At 58.0% G+C, this 18044-nt stretch carries 16 protein-coding genes and 1 tRNA gene; 10 read left to right on the top strand and 7 right to left on the bottom strand.

The window, feature by feature from the left end:
- Positions 1-2: 2 nt before the first annotated feature.
- The 3 genes from AC2FLO_RS10190 to AC2FLO_RS10180 all read right to left on the bottom strand — a co-directional run bounded on the left by AC2FLO_RS10190 (position 3) and on the right by AC2FLO_RS10180 (position 2926).
- The gene (locus AC2FLO_RS10190) at positions 3-674 is read right to left on the bottom strand and encodes a class I SAM-dependent methyltransferase (RefSeq protein WP_496752903.1); all 672 of its coding nucleotides are present in this window, start codon (positions 672-674) and stop codon (positions 3-5) included.
- Between the two features lie 94 nt (positions 675-768).
- Positions 769-2649: a glycosyltransferase family 2 protein gene (locus tag AC2FLO_RS10185; protein WP_496752904.1), complete on the bottom strand. Its 1881-nt coding sequence runs from the start codon at positions 2647-2649 to the stop codon at positions 769-771.
- A gap of 190 nt (positions 2650-2839) precedes the next feature.
- Positions 2840-2926: transfer RNA gene (locus AC2FLO_RS10180), tRNA-Leu, on the bottom strand.
- Between the two features lie 141 nt (positions 2927-3067).
- Between AC2FLO_RS10180 and AC2FLO_RS10175 the strand changes: the two genes are divergently transcribed.
- Entirely contained in the window at positions 3068-3727 is a 660-nt protein-coding gene (locus AC2FLO_RS10175) for a DsbA family oxidoreductase (RefSeq protein ID WP_496752905.1), read from the top strand.
- A 41-nt stretch (positions 3728-3768) separates the two neighbouring features.
- On the top strand, positions 3769-4425 hold the full coding sequence (gene lipB / locus AC2FLO_RS10170; protein ID WP_480870258.1) for a lipoyl(octanoyl) transferase LipB: 657 nt from the start codon (positions 3769-3771) through the stop codon (positions 4423-4425).
- Between the two features lie 503 nt (positions 4426-4928).
- Here lipB and AC2FLO_RS10165 read toward each other — a convergent pair.
- Positions 4929-5351, bottom strand: a complete 423-nt coding sequence (locus AC2FLO_RS10165) for an HIT family protein (RefSeq protein ID WP_480583665.1) — start codon at positions 5349-5351, stop codon at positions 4929-4931.
- A gap of 523 nt (positions 5352-5874) precedes the next feature.
- Positions 5875-7797, bottom strand: coding sequence for a DUF3604 domain-containing protein (locus tag AC2FLO_RS10160; protein ID WP_496752906.1), 1923 nt, complete (start codon positions 7795-7797; stop codon positions 5875-5877).
- A 509-nt stretch (positions 7798-8306) separates the two neighbouring features.
- Here AC2FLO_RS10160 and ctaD point away from each other — a divergent pair.
- The 3 genes from ctaD to AC2FLO_RS10145 all read left to right on the top strand — a co-directional run bounded on the left by ctaD (position 8307) and on the right by AC2FLO_RS10145 (position 11223).
- On the top strand, positions 8307-9965 hold the full coding sequence (gene ctaD, locus AC2FLO_RS10155; protein WP_267366169.1) for a cytochrome c oxidase subunit I: 1659 nt from the start codon (positions 8307-8309) through the stop codon (positions 9963-9965).
- 122 nt (positions 9966-10087) lie between these two features.
- A complete protein-coding gene (locus AC2FLO_RS10150) occupies positions 10088-10687 on the top strand; it encodes a 2-hydroxychromene-2-carboxylate isomerase (RefSeq protein ID WP_496752907.1) in 600 nt (199 codons plus the stop codon).
- 44 nt (positions 10688-10731) lie between these two features.
- Positions 10732-11223 carry a DUF2244 domain-containing protein gene (locus AC2FLO_RS10145; protein WP_480485972.1) on the top strand — a complete coding sequence of 164 codons (492 nt, stop codon included), beginning with the start codon at positions 10732-10734 and terminating at the stop codon, positions 11221-11223.
- A 21-nt stretch (positions 11224-11244) separates the two neighbouring features.
- On the opposite strand, the gene AC2FLO_RS10140 is transcribed toward AC2FLO_RS10145, so the two are convergent.
- Complete coding sequence (locus AC2FLO_RS10140) at positions 11245-11730, bottom strand: GatB/YqeY domain-containing protein (RefSeq protein ID WP_267366166.1); 486 nt, start codon at positions 11728-11730, stop codon at positions 11245-11247.
- A gap of 183 nt (positions 11731-11913) precedes the next feature.
- Between AC2FLO_RS10140 and carA the strand changes: the two genes are divergently transcribed.
- On the top strand, positions 11914-13080 hold the full coding sequence (carA, locus tag AC2FLO_RS10135; protein ID WP_496752908.1) for a glutamine-hydrolyzing carbamoyl-phosphate synthase small subunit: 1167 nt from the start codon (positions 11914-11916) through the stop codon (positions 13078-13080).
- A gap of 81 nt (positions 13081-13161) precedes the next feature.
- Positions 13162-15039: a glycosyltransferase gene (locus AC2FLO_RS10130; protein WP_496752909.1), complete on the top strand. Its 1878-nt coding sequence runs from the start codon at positions 13162-13164 to the stop codon at positions 15037-15039.
- A gap of 3 nt (positions 15040-15042) precedes the next feature.
- Here the strand turns inward: AC2FLO_RS10130 and AC2FLO_RS10125 are convergent, their stop codons facing one another.
- Positions 15043-15690, bottom strand: a complete 648-nt coding sequence (locus AC2FLO_RS10125) for a GntR family transcriptional regulator (RefSeq protein ID WP_267363400.1) — start codon at positions 15688-15690, stop codon at positions 15043-15045.
- 100 nt (positions 15691-15790) lie between these two features.
- Here AC2FLO_RS10125 and AC2FLO_RS10120 point away from each other — a divergent pair, with 100 nt between their 5' ends.
- The 3 genes from AC2FLO_RS10120 to AC2FLO_RS10110 all read left to right on the top strand — a co-directional run bounded on the left by AC2FLO_RS10120 (position 15791) and on the right by AC2FLO_RS10110 (position 18041).
- Entirely contained in the window at positions 15791-16435 is a 645-nt protein-coding gene (locus tag AC2FLO_RS10120; protein WP_480583649.1) for a pyrimidine 5'-nucleotidase, read from the top strand.
- 86 nt (positions 16436-16521) lie between these two features.
- The gene (locus AC2FLO_RS10115) at positions 16522-16770 is read left to right on the top strand and encodes a hypothetical protein (RefSeq protein ID WP_209504235.1); all 249 of its coding nucleotides are present in this window, start codon (positions 16522-16524) and stop codon (positions 16768-16770) included.
- A 74-nt stretch (positions 16771-16844) separates the two neighbouring features.
- Positions 16845-18041: a UbiH/UbiF family hydroxylase gene (locus tag AC2FLO_RS10110; protein WP_496752910.1), complete on the top strand. Its 1197-nt coding sequence runs from the start codon at positions 16845-16847 to the stop codon at positions 18039-18041.
- Positions 18042-18044 lie beyond the last annotated feature (3 nt).

Below are 18044 nucleotides of genomic sequence, written 5' to 3'. Positions count from 1 at the left end.
GCTCAGTCGCCCTGTTTCTTGCTGTCATCTTGCGGGTTGATTTTTTCAATAGCGATCTGCGCACCAGCAATTGCCCGGATACGCAATTCACGGGGGTGTTTGCCCAGAAACTCGTTGACGGCCCGGATCACGCCATCACCCCACCAGCCGCGACGGTGGTAATCATCGAACGCCATGATCCCACCCGATTTGATCTTGGGAAACAACGCCTCCAGGTCCGCAGTAACGCCCTCGTAAGAATGATCCCCATCGACATAGGCAAATGAAATGCTTTCATCGTCAAAGAGCTTTAATGCCGGCACCGAGAAATCGCGAATGATGCCAACCTTGCCTTCCTCGATCTCTTTTTCGAAGGACGCGACGACCTTCTGGAAGATGGCTTCCATCTTTTCGTCTTCGGTCCGGCCGACAAACGCCGTTGTATGCGATTCCTCGCCAATATGTTTCCAGGGATCGATCAGAAACAACTGACTGGGTTCAAGCAATTTCAGGATTGTCGGAGAAAACTCGCCCTGCCAGACGCCGATCTCAACAGCCACCCCGCCCTTGGGAAGGCGCGTCAGGAACGTACGACGGATCGCGTCTTTAGTATTCTTGCGCTTGGTTGCCTTGTCTGCGTTCGGTTTATTCCGGCTGCCGGGAACAGCACCGAACACTCTGGGTTCGTTTGACATCTCGACCTCACTTGCAGACGGGTATTGAATTCACACGAAACCCGTTTTGTTTATTGGGCAATGGCTAACATGTCGTTGCTTCAAGAACCAGAAGCTATGTGTCGTATTTGGAAAGTGGTGGCAACTTGTCGATACCAAGCCACGGAGGCTCGAGGCTTGTAATCCGATAGTCACTCGCTTTGCTCGCGAGAAAACGGTTAATAGCCGAAGACATGCCGGAATAAGACCCTTTGCCCCGCCTGTAGGATGTAAAGGCGATACTTCCGCCCGGAGCCAGAACCCTGTCGATCCGGTTCAACAATTGCAACATGACACGCTCGGCGCGAACGCCGCGTATGATTACGACGCCCACACTTTGATCCTGAAACAACTTCAGCATCAAAGGCGGCAGCGCTCGGTAGACCCTCAGACGCCCCGCAATGATCGGTTCGCGGAAATACTCCAGCAATGCATAGAACGTGCGATCCAGGGCCTGTAGATTACTATCTTGCGTTGTATCCTTGCAGGCGAACGTATCCCACGACAGCCCCCATGGCCCGATGATTGTCAATTGCGCGACTGCATCCAATGCGAGTATTTCTTCTACGATTTCGGTTTCGACATGCCCGATCAAAACCCAGTTCTTCTTGCCACTAATTGACCGCAAGAACCGCTGTCGCTGCTCTTTCGTTCTTTCAACCTCCGGAGACACTTGCGGCAGGAAAGATGGGTCCTTCGGATCGAACGGCAAGTCCACCTGTTTTGCATCAGTGATTAATGCATGCTGCGCCGCCGCTTCTTCGTACTCCATGGCCGTTCCCAGAGAATCCAGCCGGGTAAACCAGGGGTAGTTATTGGGTCGTGAGTTTTCAGGTTTGGACATCTTGCCCAAACGCGTCCATTTCGCAACTTGCGCGAAAGAAACTTCAGGGTCTTTGTAGGTCTCCGCATCAAAGGAAAGATCGCCTTCTTCCATCACGCCCAGATCCAGCGCCTTTATATATCGCCCCCCGGCAAAATTCTTGTACCGAGTTATGAATCCCTGCGCGGCCTCTGTTTCACGTATCCCCGAGATACGGCGCATGTGATAAGCAGCAGCTTTTTCGTGCAAGTCTCCCAGAACACCATCCGCACGTAGTTCATCATACGATTTTACAAGGCGGTCCAATTTGGAAAGGATCGATAATTCTTCAACTTTGTTGAAGCAATGCATGTGCCAATAGGCTTGTCCCGTTGCCTCCATCTTGGGATGAAACGCGGTTGTGTTTACATCCCCCCGCAACCGCTTCATCAGATAACTCTCAATGGACCGGACGGCATAGTGGTTCATCCTGAAAAACTGCTGCCCAAAGGCCGCGCCAGTAGTGGAATGGGACCAACCGTTTCGTCGCATTGCAGGTGGCAAGGGATCTCCGTCACCATCAATCCATGCAAAGCTTTCGGCCTTGCCAACGACTGGGCCACGCGGACGATGTGTGTTGATTGCCCGATAAGACCCATTGTTTCTGACAAGCGATTTGAAGGCACGCACATTCTGCGGCGTGACCACCCCCAACTCTGATGCATATGTGAATTGTTCGATTACAAACTTGTCTTCAAACTCGACAATCCCATTGTGCCCGAACATCTGCCATATCGCGGCAAAGCCATCTGCATGTGGAAAGGTGCGAAACAGATCGTCCAACGTCCCGTCCCCAACACGGATGTCTAAGAACTCATCCACATCACAAACCAGAATCCACTCGGCTTCAGCGTACCAGGGATGTTCCATAGCGTTCGCATAGGCCGACGCCTGCGGCCCATGCTTCCAGGGACCGGGGTTATCGATATGCGCCAGAAAACCCAGCTCCTCGCATCTTTTCAGGATCGCGTCGGTGCCGTCAGAACAGTCATTCGAGTTAACGATGAAATGTGTGAACCCGATCGAAAGGTAATAGGCGATCCATTCAAGGATGAACGGCCCCTCGTCTTTCATCGTTGATATGACAAGTCTCATCGCACCTACCCGCAATTACGGCCCGCAAATTCAGGACGAAGGGAAAAATCGCATCATTGCAGAGGTATGGCGCGCTTCCCGACACCTGGCTTAGTTACGGGCCACGGATTTGCAATGCAAGAGAACAGACCAGAACGGCAAAGTCAGCTTCGCGAAAGCTGATCCGCGCTTCACAGGATGCGAAAAGATTTGGTGCGGTCGAGAAGACTCGAACTTCCACGGGAGTTACCCCACAGCGACCTCAACGCTGCGCGTCTACCAATTCCGCCACGACCGCACTGCCAGTGACTTGGTAGAGCGGCGTATAGACGTTGGCGCGCGCGATGTGAAGAGGCAAAAACACGCTGGTTTAAAAACCTTCGCAGCAGCCTTATCTAAGCCGGTAAACAACACAGTTTCGATCTGACAGGAGCCGCAGATGACTTCGCCCGACACCCGCCCCATCATCCAAATCGATATCGTGTCAGACGTCGTGTGCCCGTGGTGCATAGTCGGGTTTCGCCAGCTTGATGCGGCTTTGAAACAGCAGGGCATCCAGGCCCAACTTCGCTGGCACCCGTTCGAATTGAACCCGAACATGCCGCCTGAAGGGCAGAACCTGCGGGAACACATCACTGAGAAATATGGCTCGACCCCTGAACAGAGCCAGCAGGCACGCGACAGGCTAACGGCGATCGGGACGGAACTGGGGTTCACCTTCAACTTTGATGAAGACAGCCGGATCGTGAATACATTCAAGGCGCATCAGTTGCTGGATTGGGCCGAAGGTCAGGGCCTGCAACATCAATTGAAACTTGCGCTTTTCGACGCGTATTTCACCCGGCAACAGGATGTTTCCGACATTGAGGTTCTGTTGCAGGCTGTTACTTCTGCCGGGCTGAACCCTGATTCCGCACGGCAGGTGCTTGAGACCGGGGAGCATATCGCTTTGGTGCGAGAGAAACAGCAGTTCTGGACCAGCCGGGGGATCTCTGGTGTGCCGTCCATGGTATTTGGCGGAAAATACCTGCTGACGGGCGCACAAGGCGTCGATACCTATTCTCGGGTGCTGCAACAGTGTTTGGCCGAAGCGGCCTGACCCCTCTTCCCCTGCCCGCTTTGGGCGGATATGAGGCCGCCATGGAATGGAAAATCACCGATGGTCTGACCAGTTATGACGACGCCACCGCCTTTATGGAGGCGCGCGTCGCCGGGATTGCGCGCGGTGACGCGGCGGAGTGCATCTGGTTGCTGGAACACCCGCCACTTTATACGGCAGGCACGTCGGCAAAGATCGAAGACCTGACCGATCCTGACCGCTTTCCGGTTTATGCAAGCAAACGCGGCGGCGAGTACACCTATCACGGGCCCGGTCAGCGTGTGGCCTATGTCATGCTGGACCTAAACAAGCGCGGGCGCGACGTGCGCCAATTTGTGAAGCAGCTGGAAAACTGGGTGATATCAGCACTGGCCGAATTCAACGTGCACGGCGAAATACGCGACGGGCGCGTTGGTGTCTGGGTGCGGCGCGACGACAAACCGCTGACGGTGACCGGCAAACCGGCAGAGGACAAGATCGCGGCAATTGGCTTGCGTTTGCGAAAATGGGTCAGTTTTCACGGCATTTCGGTCAATGTCGAACCGGACCTAGAGCATTTTTCGGGCATTGTTCCCTGCGGAATCAGCGAATACGGCGTGACCTCGTTGGTGGATTTGGGTCTTCCGGTCACCATGGATGATCTTGATGCGGCCTTGAAGAAAACCTTTGAGGAGGTTTTTGGCGCTTCGGAAACCTGATTCTGTCTGGTGTTCAGCAGTCGTCGAATCAGATTCTGTCGCTCCCTGATACAACAATATGGATGGGCGGAAGGCTCTGTTTCCGAAACACGTCGCAATTTACCAAGAACGATCCAGTTTTACGGTATTCTTTAGGCAAATTTTAATTCTCTAGGATACACCGGAGTTGTTAACGAGTAATATGAAACTGCCAATCAAGAGTGAGTGGTATGTTAAACCGGTGATCAAGGGCTCGCCCTCGAAATCCGAGAAGTGTTTGGTTACGAGTCTGCCGTTCCGACCCCAAATCGGAACGGCAATTCATTTCCCCCTTCCCGCTTAATCTTATGGCCAATTCGCGTTGCAAGGGAGCAGGCGATTTCTGCGTTATCCGGCTATTGAGTCACTTGGTCGGTCCCAAGGAGGGGTTTCGGGTTTTCTTGTCTCCGATCACGGCGATATGCGCGGGCGGGTGTGGGTAATTGTCCGGATTATCACCTCACAAACAGACCGTAAGATATTGACTACAAAGCGATTTGTATCTTCTCCGCATGTTCGGCAATCAGGTCGAAATCACCCATTTTACCAGGTGGGCGCATCGACACGCCGTCATGACGCGGCAGGACGTGAAAGTGGAGATGGAAAACCTCCTGCCCGCCTGCGGTTTCGTTGAATTGCTGAATGGTTACACCGTCCGCGTCGAAGGCTTTCATCACTGCACGAGCCATCTTTTGAACGGTGTTCATGACCGCCGTCAGTTGGTCGGGCGTGGCATCCAGCACATTGCGGCAGGGCGTTTTGGGGATCACCAGCAAATGCCCATCGGCACGAGGCATGATGTCCATGAAGGCCAGTGTGTCGGCGTCTTCGTAAACTTTTGACGAAGGTATCTCGCCGCGCAGAATTTTGGCGAAGATGTTGTCGGGATCATAAACCATGGTTGCCATCCGTTCCTTGAGGGGCTTTTGACCGAGTTGTGGTCCACCCGCCCCGCCGGGTCAAGCCGGGGGATTGAGCCCTGAAATGTGCAAATTGTACCGGGTTTCCAGTGGGGGTTGTACGTTTTGTACACTTGGATTTGGCATGAGATCACATCATCAGAGACAGATGCGGCACTTTCCCCACAGGTGATGCCTGCCTACGCAGCAGAGTACAGATTTCGCAACTCTTAATCGGACGTAAACTGGTTAAGTTTTTGAATACTTCATCAAGCTCAAGTCGAAGGTGCACTTTGCGGACAAACCGGCCGAACGACAATCGACGCAACCCGCGCATGAGCGGTCTTTCAACGAAAGAAAGCGAATGACCGCTCTTGAATTAGAGTGCCCGACTCCTCTGAGAGGACCGACCCACCTGCGGAAACTGCAACTTACCTGTCGTTACAAGTTACCTCTCGTTACAAGCCCTCTGATGACGCTTCAAGTAACAGAAAAACGGCCCAAGGAAACCAACTGAGCAAAACAAGTGTCATCAGCCGGGCGTATACCAGATTGGCGACGTATAAGCTCGCTCCTGCGTCTCTGTCGGCGCTTCTTCGGGCAGCGACGCGCCCATTCGAAAGGCATCGTAGACCGTCCATCGTGGCGTCGGGATTTCAATGACCCGGGCGTAGTAGAAAGCCGATTGCGAGGGATCGAAGTCGGGGTCAGTCCAGACCGTACCCATTTCTGCCTGACCAATCGAGTTCGTCCACGTGGCGCGCCCCACGTCGACGGTCGATCCGATGGCGGGCAACTTGCCGTTCGCATCGGGCTCGCGGTCCCCCGCCCAGACAACGTCATAAACTTTCTCCTGTGTCTCGCCATCGGCATCGAGCCAGCCCTTGACGATCTGAATGCGATCGAGGTTACCACCAATGGGGTCCTTCAAGGCATAGACCATGAAAGTAGGCGCTTGCGCGCCTTCCGGTGCCGCGGACAGATCACCTCCCATTGGCGTACCCTTTGCGTAGCCCGCCGTCGCGGGGGTCCGCGAGGTCAGATCATCCGTCGTATAGTTCCATCCACCGAAGAAACGCACGCCAATACGTGAACCTGTGGTGGCGTAGACCTCCTTTCGTTCCATCGCGTCGAAAATCGCTTCTCGCGTGTTATCGGTCGCCCAGACCGCTGCTAGACCCGACGCGACCATCTCCCAGCCAAGGATCGCCACATCACCGAACTGGCCAACGATGTGCTCAGGCCGTTGCGGGTTCGGTTCGGCACCGGAGTGTTTGCCGAAGAAGTTGTCTTCCTGTGCGGTGGCGAGCGATGTATGGCTGTCGGTCGATCCGACCATGCCGAACTTGTAGGGGTTGGTACCGAGCCGGGCTTCGAGCTTCAGGCCGGTCTTCAGCGCCTCGCGCGCGTACTCGCCCGCCAGCATGTCGTCAGTTTTCAGTTCCGACAGGTTCAAGTTGCCCTTGTCCCAGGTCTCGTAGTCTGCGAATTCGTCGTTGGGGCTGAGGAAGGGATGTGTTTCCCCGTCCCCCTTGATCTGCGTCGCCTCGTACATTGGCTCCCAGAGCGCGCGGGTCGCAACATATTCCTCGTCGAGTTCGGTGCCGTCATACTGAACGGTTTCGGGGAACATGATGCCGTTCGATAGATTCCCGTTGTGCGCCAGCGCCAGCACGTCGCCGCGCGTGCGCTCTTCGTAATTGGCCATCCAAGACCAGAGGTCTCGGGGGTTGATAGAGCCCATTGGCGCTTCAGTTGTAAATGGGTCGACCATGCCGGCCTTTTCGCCTCCGTCGCGGTAGATCACCACGCGATGCATATTCCCGCCCTGAATGAGCGAGGTCCATTCATAGCCTATGAAGCTGGTAAACAGGCCAGGTTCATAAGCCTCTTCGGCAGCCTCGATCTGGCGCTGCCAGACTGAGCGGAAAGGCTTTGAACCCGCTTCGACTGCAAGAACCGGGGAAATGGCCTCACCACGCGAATAGGCGTCGATCAGTTCCAGCGCCGCAGCCACTGCTTCATTCCCGCCATTCGCCACCATGGTAGCAATACGGTTGCCCTCGGGATCCGACATGATGGCCGGGTCCTGCGCGTAGATCATATCGAAGAGACCCATGTTGTCGGAATGGTCGGCGACCACCAGCCAGTCAAGCGGCCGCGACAACCTTGCCATGAAGCCTGTCGTGGCTTCCACTTCCTGTCCTTTGGCGAAGCGATAAGCGGCTCGGGCGTCCAATCTGTTGCCAAAGGCACCCGCATCAAAAGAAGTAGAAGTGTGCAGGTGGGTATCTCCCCACAACGGGCGGTCGGGTATGCCTCGTTGGGCGTAAGGAGAATACGACTTGCCGGGGAAAGCCTTGCTAAGGCTCGATCCCTCAGGTGTTGGTTCGAACGGCAGAGCTGCTGTACCGCAGACGGAAAGTGCTGTCGTTATCGAAAGAAGTAATCTCATAGTGTCCCCCACATTCGGTCCGCATCAAGCTTACCACAGGATGCCCGCACAAGGCTAAGTGAAGTGTGATTTTTTTGTATTCCTTTGACTCGGATCTGGCATCAAAAGCGGACACTCGCGCCGAAAATGCAAATGTCGGGTCCTAATCTAGCGCAAACAGACACAGTAAGATCATGACTTTGGCTTTGGGCTCAACACCCCCATTTCTTGTCCTTGATCCTGCGGGGTGGGCTAGAGGCAAAGGTTCACGCCTTTCCGGTCAGCTTTGAGAGACGGACCTATTGCGGACGACCTGAACACAGGCGCTAGGCCCGCTGTATCACCAGCCCCCCGAACGCTCAGATCCCGGCTTCTCGAACACCCGTTTTCAAGGGGGGTGCGGCCATTTATCTTGATCCAGATCAAACTCGGCCATTGAAGGTCGCCCCTACGCATTCTAAAACCAGCAGGAATCCCGCGCGTTGGAGAGGTCCGGCTGCGCGGTGTAGTTGCAACAGGAGGCACCTATAATGGCAGACGCAGCCATTCATGGTCACGACCATGAAGACCAGCGCAGCTTTTTCCAGCGCTGGTTCATGTCGACCAACCACAAGGACATCGGGATTCTGTACCTGATCGTTTCGGCTCTGGCCGGTCTGATCTCGGTTCTGATGACCGTTTACATGCGGCTTGAACTGATGCACCCCGGTGTTCAGTACATGTGCCTGGAAGGCTTCATGGCCGACCCGTGTACACCCAACGGGCATCTGTGGAACGTGATGATCACCTATCACGGTGTTCTGATGATGTTCTTTGTTGTCATCCCTGCCCTGTTCGGCGGATTTGGCAACTATTTCATGCCGTTGCAGATCGGCGCGCCGGATATGGCGTTCCCGCGGATGAACAACCTGTCCTTCTGGCTTTATGTTGCCGGTACCTCGCTGGGTGTGGCCTCGCTGCTGAGCCCGGGTGGTAACGATCAGATGGGTTCGGGCGTGGGCTGGGTTCTGTACCCGCCGCTGTCCACGACCGAGGGCGGCATGTCCATGGACCTTGCGATCTTTGCCGTGCACGTATCGGGCGCCTCCTCGATCCTCGGCGCGATCAACATGATCACCACCTTCCTGAACATGCGTGCCCCCGGCATGACCCTGTTCAAGGTGCCGCTGTTCAGCTGGTCGATCTTCGTCACCTCGTGGCTGATTCTGCTGTCGCTGCCGGTTCTGGCGGGCGCGATCACCATGTTGCTGATGGACCGCAACTTTGGCTTTACCTTCTTTGATCCGGCCGGTGGCGGCGATCCGATCCTGTATCAGCACATCCTGTGGTTCTTTGGCCACCCGGAAGTGTATATCGTGATCCTGCCCGGTTTCGGCATCATCAGCCATGTCATCGCGACCTTCTCGCGCAAGCCGATCTTTGGCTATCTGCCGATGGTCTGGGCGATTATCGCAATCGGTGTGCTGGGCTTTGTCGTGTGGGCGCACCACATGTACACCGTTGGCATGTCGCTGCGTCAGCAGGCCTATTTCATGCTGGCCACGATGGTCATTGCGGTTCCGACGGGCGTTAAGGTCTTCTCGTGGATCGCGACCATGTGGGGCGGTTCCATCGAGTTCAAGACACCGATGCTGTTTGCCTTCGGCTTCCTGTTCCTGTTCACCGTTGGCGGTGTAACCGGTGTGGTTCTGTCGCAGGCTGGCGTGGACCGTGCCTATCACGACACCTACTATGTGGTTGCGCATTTCCACTATGTGATGAGCTTGGGTGCTGTCTTTGCGATCTTTGCGGGGATGTATTTCTACTTCGCGAAAATGACCGGTCGCCAATATTCCGAGTTCTGGGGCAAGGTTCACTTTTGGATGTTCTTCATCGGCGCCAACCTGACCTTCTTCCCGCAGCACTTCCTGGGTCGTCAGGGCATGCCGCGCCGCTACATCGACTATCCCGAAGCGTTCGCGCAGTGGAACTATGTTTCGTCGATCGGTGCGTTCATCTCGTTCGCCTCATTCCTGCTGTTCTTCGGCATCGTGATCTACGCCCTGCTGCGTGGCGCACGCGAGACACGGCCCAACTACTGGAACGAGTATGCCGATACGCTGGAATGGACCCTGCCCACCCCGCCGCCCGAGCACACGTTCGAGCAGCTGCCCAAGCAGGAAGACTGGGACAAGGGCCACGCGCACTGATCCCGATCTGAACCAAGAAAACCCCGCCCAGGTGGCGGGGTTTTTCTTTGCCCTCACCCCGCGTTCGCCAACTGCCCCGAAATCGGCTATGATGTGCGGACGGAACAGTCGGAGGGTCGGCAATGCCCGAGATCGACTTTTGGTATTCCATTGGCAGCACGTACAGCTTCCTGACCGTGATGCGTCTGGACGAATGGTGTGCCCAGCACGACGCCACGGTGAACTGGCGCCCGTTCAATGTGCGCACGGTGATGTCGGCCCAGCAGAACATCCCTTTTGCCGGAAAGCCTGTGAAATCGGCTTACATGTGGCGCGACATCGAACGCCGCTGTGCCAAGTACCACATCCACGCCAACCTGCCCGCGCCCTATCCGATTTCCAATCTGGCATTGGCCAATCAGGTTGCGGTGCTTGGAATGATGGATGGCTGGGGCGTGACGTTCACCCAAACGCTCTATCGCATCTGGTTCGAGGAAGGGGTGGAAGCCGGTCGCGAAAGTGCGCTGTCCGAGGCGCTTTTGCGGTGTCAGCAGGACCCCCGACTGACCCTGGCGCGCGCGCAAGGCGACAACATCGTCGCAGCCCTTGAGGCGGAAACCGAAACCGCCGTCAAACTGGGTGTTTTCGGCGCCCCCAGCTTTGTTGTCCGGCAGGAGGTATTCTGGGGTGACGATCGTCTGGATGACGCCCTGTCCTGGTCTCGGGTCGGCCACGTCGTCTGATCAAAACCCGTCGACACGAGGCCGCGCTGCGCTATGATCGCGGTATGCCCTACACGTGGAATCAGACCTCGGAAACCGAACAGGAACTGCGGCTTTGGCCGCATAACTCGCTGCCGCCGCGAGGGGCGATGATCACGATCCTGTCGGTGTTCCTGTTTGGCCTGATCCCATTGCTGGCCACGCTTGGTTCCGTAATCCTGTGGGGGCTGCTGCCGTTCCTGCTGATCACTGTGCTGGGGCTTTGGCTGGCCATCAAGACCAACTACCGCGCCCGCAGTGTTTTCGAGGTTCTGACCCTGTCGGGCACACATGCGCGGCTGGTGCACCACACCCCCGGCAAAGAGCAGCACGAATGGTCTTGCAACCGCTATTGGGCGCGACCGACGATGCACGAGAAAGGTGGCCCGGTTCCGCATTATGTCACCCTTGTCGGAGACGGGCGCGAGGTCGAAATCGGGGCGTTTCTGTCCGAAGATGAGCGGATCACGCTTTATGACGAGCTGGTCCTAAGACTGCGCGAGCCAGTCGCGCAGTAGCAATTCACGGGGCCCAGTGCCTCAGCAGTCGCCGTTTGATGCTGCGCACAGGTGATCCTTGACCATCGGACCGACCTTGCCGAAATCCATCCGGCCAGTGTAGCGCGTCTTCAACTCGCCCATCACCTTGCCCATATCGCGGATCGAACCCGCGCCGGTTGCCGTGATGGCGGTTTGAATGGCCTTGCTGACCTCATCGTCGTCCAGCTGTTTGGGCAGAAATTCCTCGATCACCTCAACTTCGCGAATCTCGCGTTCGGCCAGATCCAGGCGACCGCCCTCTTCGTAAGCGCGGGCGCTTTCCTTGCGCTGCTTGGTCATTTTACCAAGGATTTCAAGAACCTCTGCGTCGCTGCATCCCTTTGCTTCTTCATTGTCGGACGCACGTGCCGCGATATCGCGGTCTTTGATGGCGGCGTTGATCAACCGCAGCGTCGACAGACGCTCGGCTGCTTTGTCTTTCATTGCTTGCTTCAGGGCGGCATTCACCCGTGATCGCATGTCCATTTGGTTTGTCCATCCCCATGACAACGGAACCCCGACCATATCGAAACAAAAAGCCTGACACAACCGGGGGTGAATACAGTTAACCCATTGAAAAGCAACAATAGCCCAAAAATTGAACAGACTTGACCCAGACGCGCAACCCCCTTAGGTATGCGCCGATTTACCCTACAGGAGAGTCGCGCCATGGCCCCGAATGCCCCGTCCAAGCCCACCGCATGTCTGGCTTTGGCCGATGGAACCCTGTTTTACGGCGCAGGCTTCGGCGCGACCGGGCAAACCGTGGCCGAGCTGTGCTTTAACACCGCGATGACCGGATATCAGGAGATCATGACCGACCCGTCTTATGCCGGGCAGATCGTGACCTTTACATTCCCTCATATCGGCAACGTCGGCGTGAACCCGGAGGATGACGAAACCGGTGATCCGGTCGCGGCGGGCATGGTTGTGAAATGGGATCCGACCGAGCCATCAAACTGGCGTTCGGCCGAGGAGCTCAAGGGCTGGCTGGCGCGTCGGGGGCGCATCGCCATCGGGGGTGTCGATACCCGCCGCCTGACCCGTGCCATCCGCCAGCAGGGCGCGCCGCATGTGGCGCTGGCCCATGATCCCGAGGGAAATTTCGACATCGAGGCGCTGGTCGCCGCCGCGCGTGGTTTTGAAGGGCTGGAAGGCATGGACCTGGCCAAGGATGTCACCTGCGCCCAAAGCTATCGCTGGGATGAGATGCGGTGGGCCTGGCCGGATGGGTACCAACGTCAGAAGGCCCCTGCCCACAAGGTTGTTGCCGTTGACTATGGCGCCAAGCGCAACATCCTGCGCTGCCTCGCATCCGCTGGGTGTGACGTTACCGTTCTGCCCGCGACTGCCACCGCAGCCGACGTGCTGGCACATCAGCCTGACGGTGTGTTCCTGTCGAACGGCCCCGGCGATCCGGCGGCAACGGGTGAATACGCCGTGCCGATGATCAAAGAGATTCTGGAGACAACAGACCTGCCTGTGTTCGGCATCTGCCTTGGACACCAGATGCTGGCACTGGCGCTGGGTGGTCAGACGGTCAAGATGAACCACGGCCACCACGGCGCGAACCACCCGGTCAAGGACCTGGACACCGGCAAGGTCGAGATCACGTCGATGAACCACGGTTTCGCTGTCGATGCGCAATCCCTGCCCGATGGCGTCGTGGAAACCCACCGGTCGCTGTTTGACGGTTCGAACTGCGGTATCCGCATGGCGGACCGACCGGTTTATTCGGTGCAACACCACCCCGAGGCATCGCCCGGACCGCAGGACAGTTTCTATCTGTTTGAGCGCTTCGCCGAGGCCATGGAAAAGAAGAAAGAGCAAGCATAACTGCTTGTCTGTGCAGTGTTAACCGGGCGTTAACCCTGATCGAACAACCCTGAGTGCAGGTAACTGCGCCAGGGTTTTGTTATGGCTGAGCTTAATCTTCTGGATTTCACGTCCGCCGCACCGATCCCCGCGCCCGGGTATCGGAAGCCCCTGGGCATCTGCCTGCTGGAAACTGGGGCCATCACCCGATCCCAGCTGAACCATGCGCTGAGCCAGCAAACCAGACAGAACGCTCCGCTGGGAGAGATACTGGTCGGCGAAGGCTATGCCACCCGGCAGGACGTGTTGAGCGCGCTGTCCGCACAATCCAGCTGGCAGATTGCGGATCTTGAACAGATCCCGCCGATGTCGGAACTGAGCGGGTTGATGCCGGTCGACTTCTGGCTGAAACACAATGTCATCCCCTGGATGCGGATTGGCCCCCTTGTTCTGGTGGCCACCGCCCGGCCCGACCGTTTCGCAACCGTGACCGCCGGGATGCGGGAATGCGAAAATGCCGTGATCCCGGTGCTGGCGGCATCCGATCAGATCGACCGCACAATTGCGCGGCAATTCTCGGGATCTTTGGCCAGATCGGCGGAAACGCGGGTTGATCCCGCGCAAAGCTGCCGCAACTGGACCCTCAGGTCGCGCGTGGGGCCTTCGGTGGCCCTGTTGTGTGTGCTGGGGCTGTTTGCCGTATTCCCGTCCTTTGGCCTGCTGGCGATGCTGGGCATGGCTGTGGGAACTCTGGTGCTTTTTGCCGTCTTTCGGACGGCTGGCACGCTGGCTTATCTTTGGCATCGCCTGAGAACGCAGCCGGATAACACCGAAGCTGCCATCACATTGCGGCGGCCCTGCGTGTCGATAATGGTGCCATTGTACAAGGAGCGCGAGATTGCAAATGCTCTGGTGCACAGGCTGCAGCGGCTGACCTATCCCAAGGCGTTGCTGGATGTCATCCTTGTGCTTGAGGAAAAGGATGACGTGACGCGCAATGCCCTTGCACAGGTGAGCCTGCCCAGCTGGATGCGCATCGTCGAGGTGCCTGAGCTGAACGGACTGACCACCAAGCCGCGCGCCATGAATTACGCGCTGGATTTCTGCCGGGGCGACTTCGTTGGCGTCTGGGACGCAGAGGACGCCCCACAACCGGATCAGATCGAGCGCGTGGTGGCGCATTTCACCCAGGCCGCGCCGGATGTTGTGTGCCTGCAAGGAGTTCTGGATTACTACAACCCGCGCACCAACTGGCGGTCACGCTGCTTTACCATCGAATACAACAGCTGGTTCCGCGTGATCCTGCCGGGGATCGCCCGCATGGGGCTGGTAGTGCCACTTGGGGGCACCACGTTCTTTTTCCGTCGCGACAAGCTGTTGGAACTTGGCGGCTGGGATGCCCATAACGTCACCGAGGATGCTGATCTGGGCGTAAGGCTGTGCCGGGCCGGCTACCGGACCGAAATGGTGGATACCACAACATATGAAGAGGCGAATTTCCGGGGCTGGCCCTGGGTCAAACAGCGCTCACGCTGGCTCAAGGGGTTCATGGTCACGTATCTGGTGCATATGCGCAGCCCGCAAAAGCTGTGGCGTGACCTTGGGGGTGCCAGATTTCTGGGCCTTCAGGCGTTCTTTCTGGGCACGTTGGGGCAATTTCTGCTGGCGCCCGTTCTCTGGGTATTCTGGCTGTCAAGCCTGGGGCTGGCCAATCCGATGGGACCTATTCTGCCGCAATCCATCTCAACCGCGCTGATCGGGCTGTTTCTGGTGGCAGAGGGGCTGAGTATCGGCGTTGGCCTGATCGCCGTATCAGCGCGTGAACGGCGGTTTCTTTTGCCTTGGGTTCCGACGATGTTTCTGTATTTCCCGCTGGGCGTGATTGCCGGTTACAAGGCGCTGTGGGAATTGGCGACCAACCCGTTTTTCTGGGACAAGACCCAGCACGGGCAGGCCAGCGAAGACGAGCCGCTGGCCTGATAATCACTTGTCGCGGCGACTTGCGTCCTGTTTCAGGCGCGTCATGAACGCGATCGAGATATGGTCCTTGAGCGCCCGCCCCGCCGCCTCTTCATCGCGCGCGGCAATGGCTTCGACAATGCCTTTATGTTCGCTCTGGGCAATCTCTCCGCGCCCCTGCACGGCCAAGGACGTGGTCGCCATCAAGGCCATTGTCCGGTGCACCAAATCAAGCTGCTGGACAAGGTAGCGGTTGTGCGAGGCCAGATGGATCTGTTCGTGAAAGCGCCGGTTGGCACGTGACAGCGCCATCGGATCGCCCACCAGCTTGTCATCTTCGAGAACCATGTCCTGAAGAACCCTGATCTCTTCTTCGGTGGCGTGTTTGGCAGCCAGTCGCGCGGCGAGCCCTTCCAGTTCGCGCCGCACGATATAAAGCTCGGCCATCTGGTTGTGGTCCAGCGACGCCACGATCAGTGACCGACCGTCCCGTTCCAGCAGAGACTGGGTTTCCAAGCGTTGCAACGCTTCGCGGATCGGGGTGCGCGACACCCCGAACCGTTCTGCCAGCTCGCTTTCCACCAGACGATCGCCGGGCTTGTAGACGCCGACATCAATGGCTTCGAGTATCAGGCTATAGGCATCCTTGGTGGGGGATCGGGTCTGGCTCATGGGGTATTCTGTCTCCTCGTTCGGACATGTCTATCCGTCTCTGGGGGCGTCAATCAAGTACGGCATTGAAAACACCCCGCCCGCGCCCTAAACCCAAGCCATGGTCAAACCGTCCTTCAGTCATGTCACGCAATGGGTGTTCGATCTGGATAACACCCTCTATCCGCCGCATATGCAGCTGTTCGATCAGATCGAAGTTCTGATGACGGATTACGTGGTGCAAGCCATCGGCGTGGACCGGACCGAGGCCGACAGGCTGCGCGGGCAGTACTGGCGCCAATACGGCACTACGCTGGCCGGGTTGATGGCCGAACATGATCTGGACCCCGAGCCCTATCTGCACGCGGTGCATCAGGTGGACATGAGCCATATGGACCCGGATGCAGAGCTGGCCGATCACATTCGCGCCCTGCCCGGACGGCGCATCGTCTACACCAATGGCAGCGCGCCCTACGCCGAGCGGGTTTTGCAGGCGCGCGGGCTTTCGGGGCTGTTTGACGCAATTTATGGCGTCGAACATGCCGGGTATCGGCCAAAGCCCGAGAAAGCCGCCTTTGAAGCCATCTTTGCACAGGATGGCATTCAGGCTGACAAGGCCGCCATGTTCGAGGATGACCCGCGTAATCTGGCCGCCCCGCATGAGATGGGAATGCGCACGGTTCATGTCGCCCCGGACCCGCATGAGGCCGATCACATCCACCATCACACGGATGATCTGACCGCATTTCTGGCCCGCCTGCGGTAGCCTGTCACACTGCGACGATCCGTACGTTCTGCACCCGCATGCGCAGCCCTATATGCGCTGGAGCGACGAACAGAACGGAGAGCCCCATGAGTGCGATCGAGATGCCCGGACGCCTGCCGGTTTGGCAGCGCCTATTCTTTGCAATTCCGGTTTTCGGGTGGCTGGCCCGCGACGCCGCCAACGCCAAGGCGGAGGACCTGTATTATACCGTCGGCGCGGTCCTCAGCATGTGGGGCTGTTCTGCCATGGTGTTTGGTCTTCCCGGCCTTTACATCCCTGCCCTGATGATGGTGCCGGTGATGTTCCTGGTCCTGATCCTGATCTCACGCGGCTGAGATACGGGACAGGATGTCACTTGGCGCAGGGAGTGGAACCGAACTAGGGTCTGCCCGAACTGATGAGAGGCGCCATGACTGACCGTTGTTACATCCTGATTTCCGGCGGTGGAATCGCCGGTCTGACCGCAGCGGCGGCGTTTGGAACCGCCGGGTTTGACGTGGTGTGCGTAGATCCCGCGCCACCGATCACCGAACGGGATGTGGACGGGTCCGACCTGCGCACCACCGCCTTTCTGCAACCTGCGCGCGGCCTGCTGGAGCAATGCGGCCTGTGGGCACGGCTGGATACCCATGCGGCCCCCTTGCAGATCATGCGTATTGTCGATGCCGGCGGGGACGTGCCCGAACCCCGCGTCATACGCGATTTCAACGCCGCTGACATTTCCGAGCAACCGTTTGGCTGGAACCTGCCCAACTGGCTGTTGCGCCGGGAGATGGTCGCGCGGCTGGCAGAGCTGCCGAATGTCGATTTCCGCCCCGGCACCGGGACCGTCAGCCTGTTCACCCGCACTGCCGAAGCCCGCGTTGGCCTGAGCGACGGCAGCCGCATCCGCTGCAAGCTGGTGCTGGCCGCAGATGGGCGCAACTCTCCCATGCGCGAGGCCGCCGGTATCAAAGTGCATACAACACGGTATGGGCAGAAAGCGCTGGCGTTTGCGGTGACGCATCCTGTTCCTCACGAGAATGTCTCGACCGAGATACACAGGTCTGGCGGGCCGTTCACGCTGGTTCCGCTGCCCGATTGGCAGGGGCAGCCTTCGTCCGCCATTGTCTGGATGGAACGCGGCCCGAAGGCCGTTGACCTTTTGACCCTTGATGCCGAAGCGTTTGAGGCTGCGATGACGGAACGGTCCTGTGGCCTGTTTGGCCCCTTGAAGCTGGCATCGCGCCGGACGATCTGGCCGATCATCAGCCAGTCCGCGGAACGGCTGGCGGGTGAGCGCATTGCCCTGATGGCCGAGGCCGCGCATGTGGTGCCACCGATCGGCGCGCAGGGGCTGAACATGTCATTGGGCGATCTGCGCTGCCTGCTGGATCTGGCGCAGTCCCGGCCCGAAGATCTGGGCGACGCGCAGATGCTGGACGCCTATCACAAGGCGCGCCACACCGAGATCGAGATGCGGGTCAAAGGGATCGATTTGCTGAACCGCGCCTCGATGATCGAGGTGCGCCCGCTGCGGGATGCGCGCGCAATGGGGCTGAGCGCGCTGTATTCCCTGCCGCCTGTGCGCAAGACGCTGATGCAGATGGGCCTTGGCGTTCGCTAAGGC

This window comes from Ruegeria sp. TASC047 (assembly GCF_059612445.1).
This window is presented reverse-complemented; position numbering and strand designations above follow the sequence as displayed.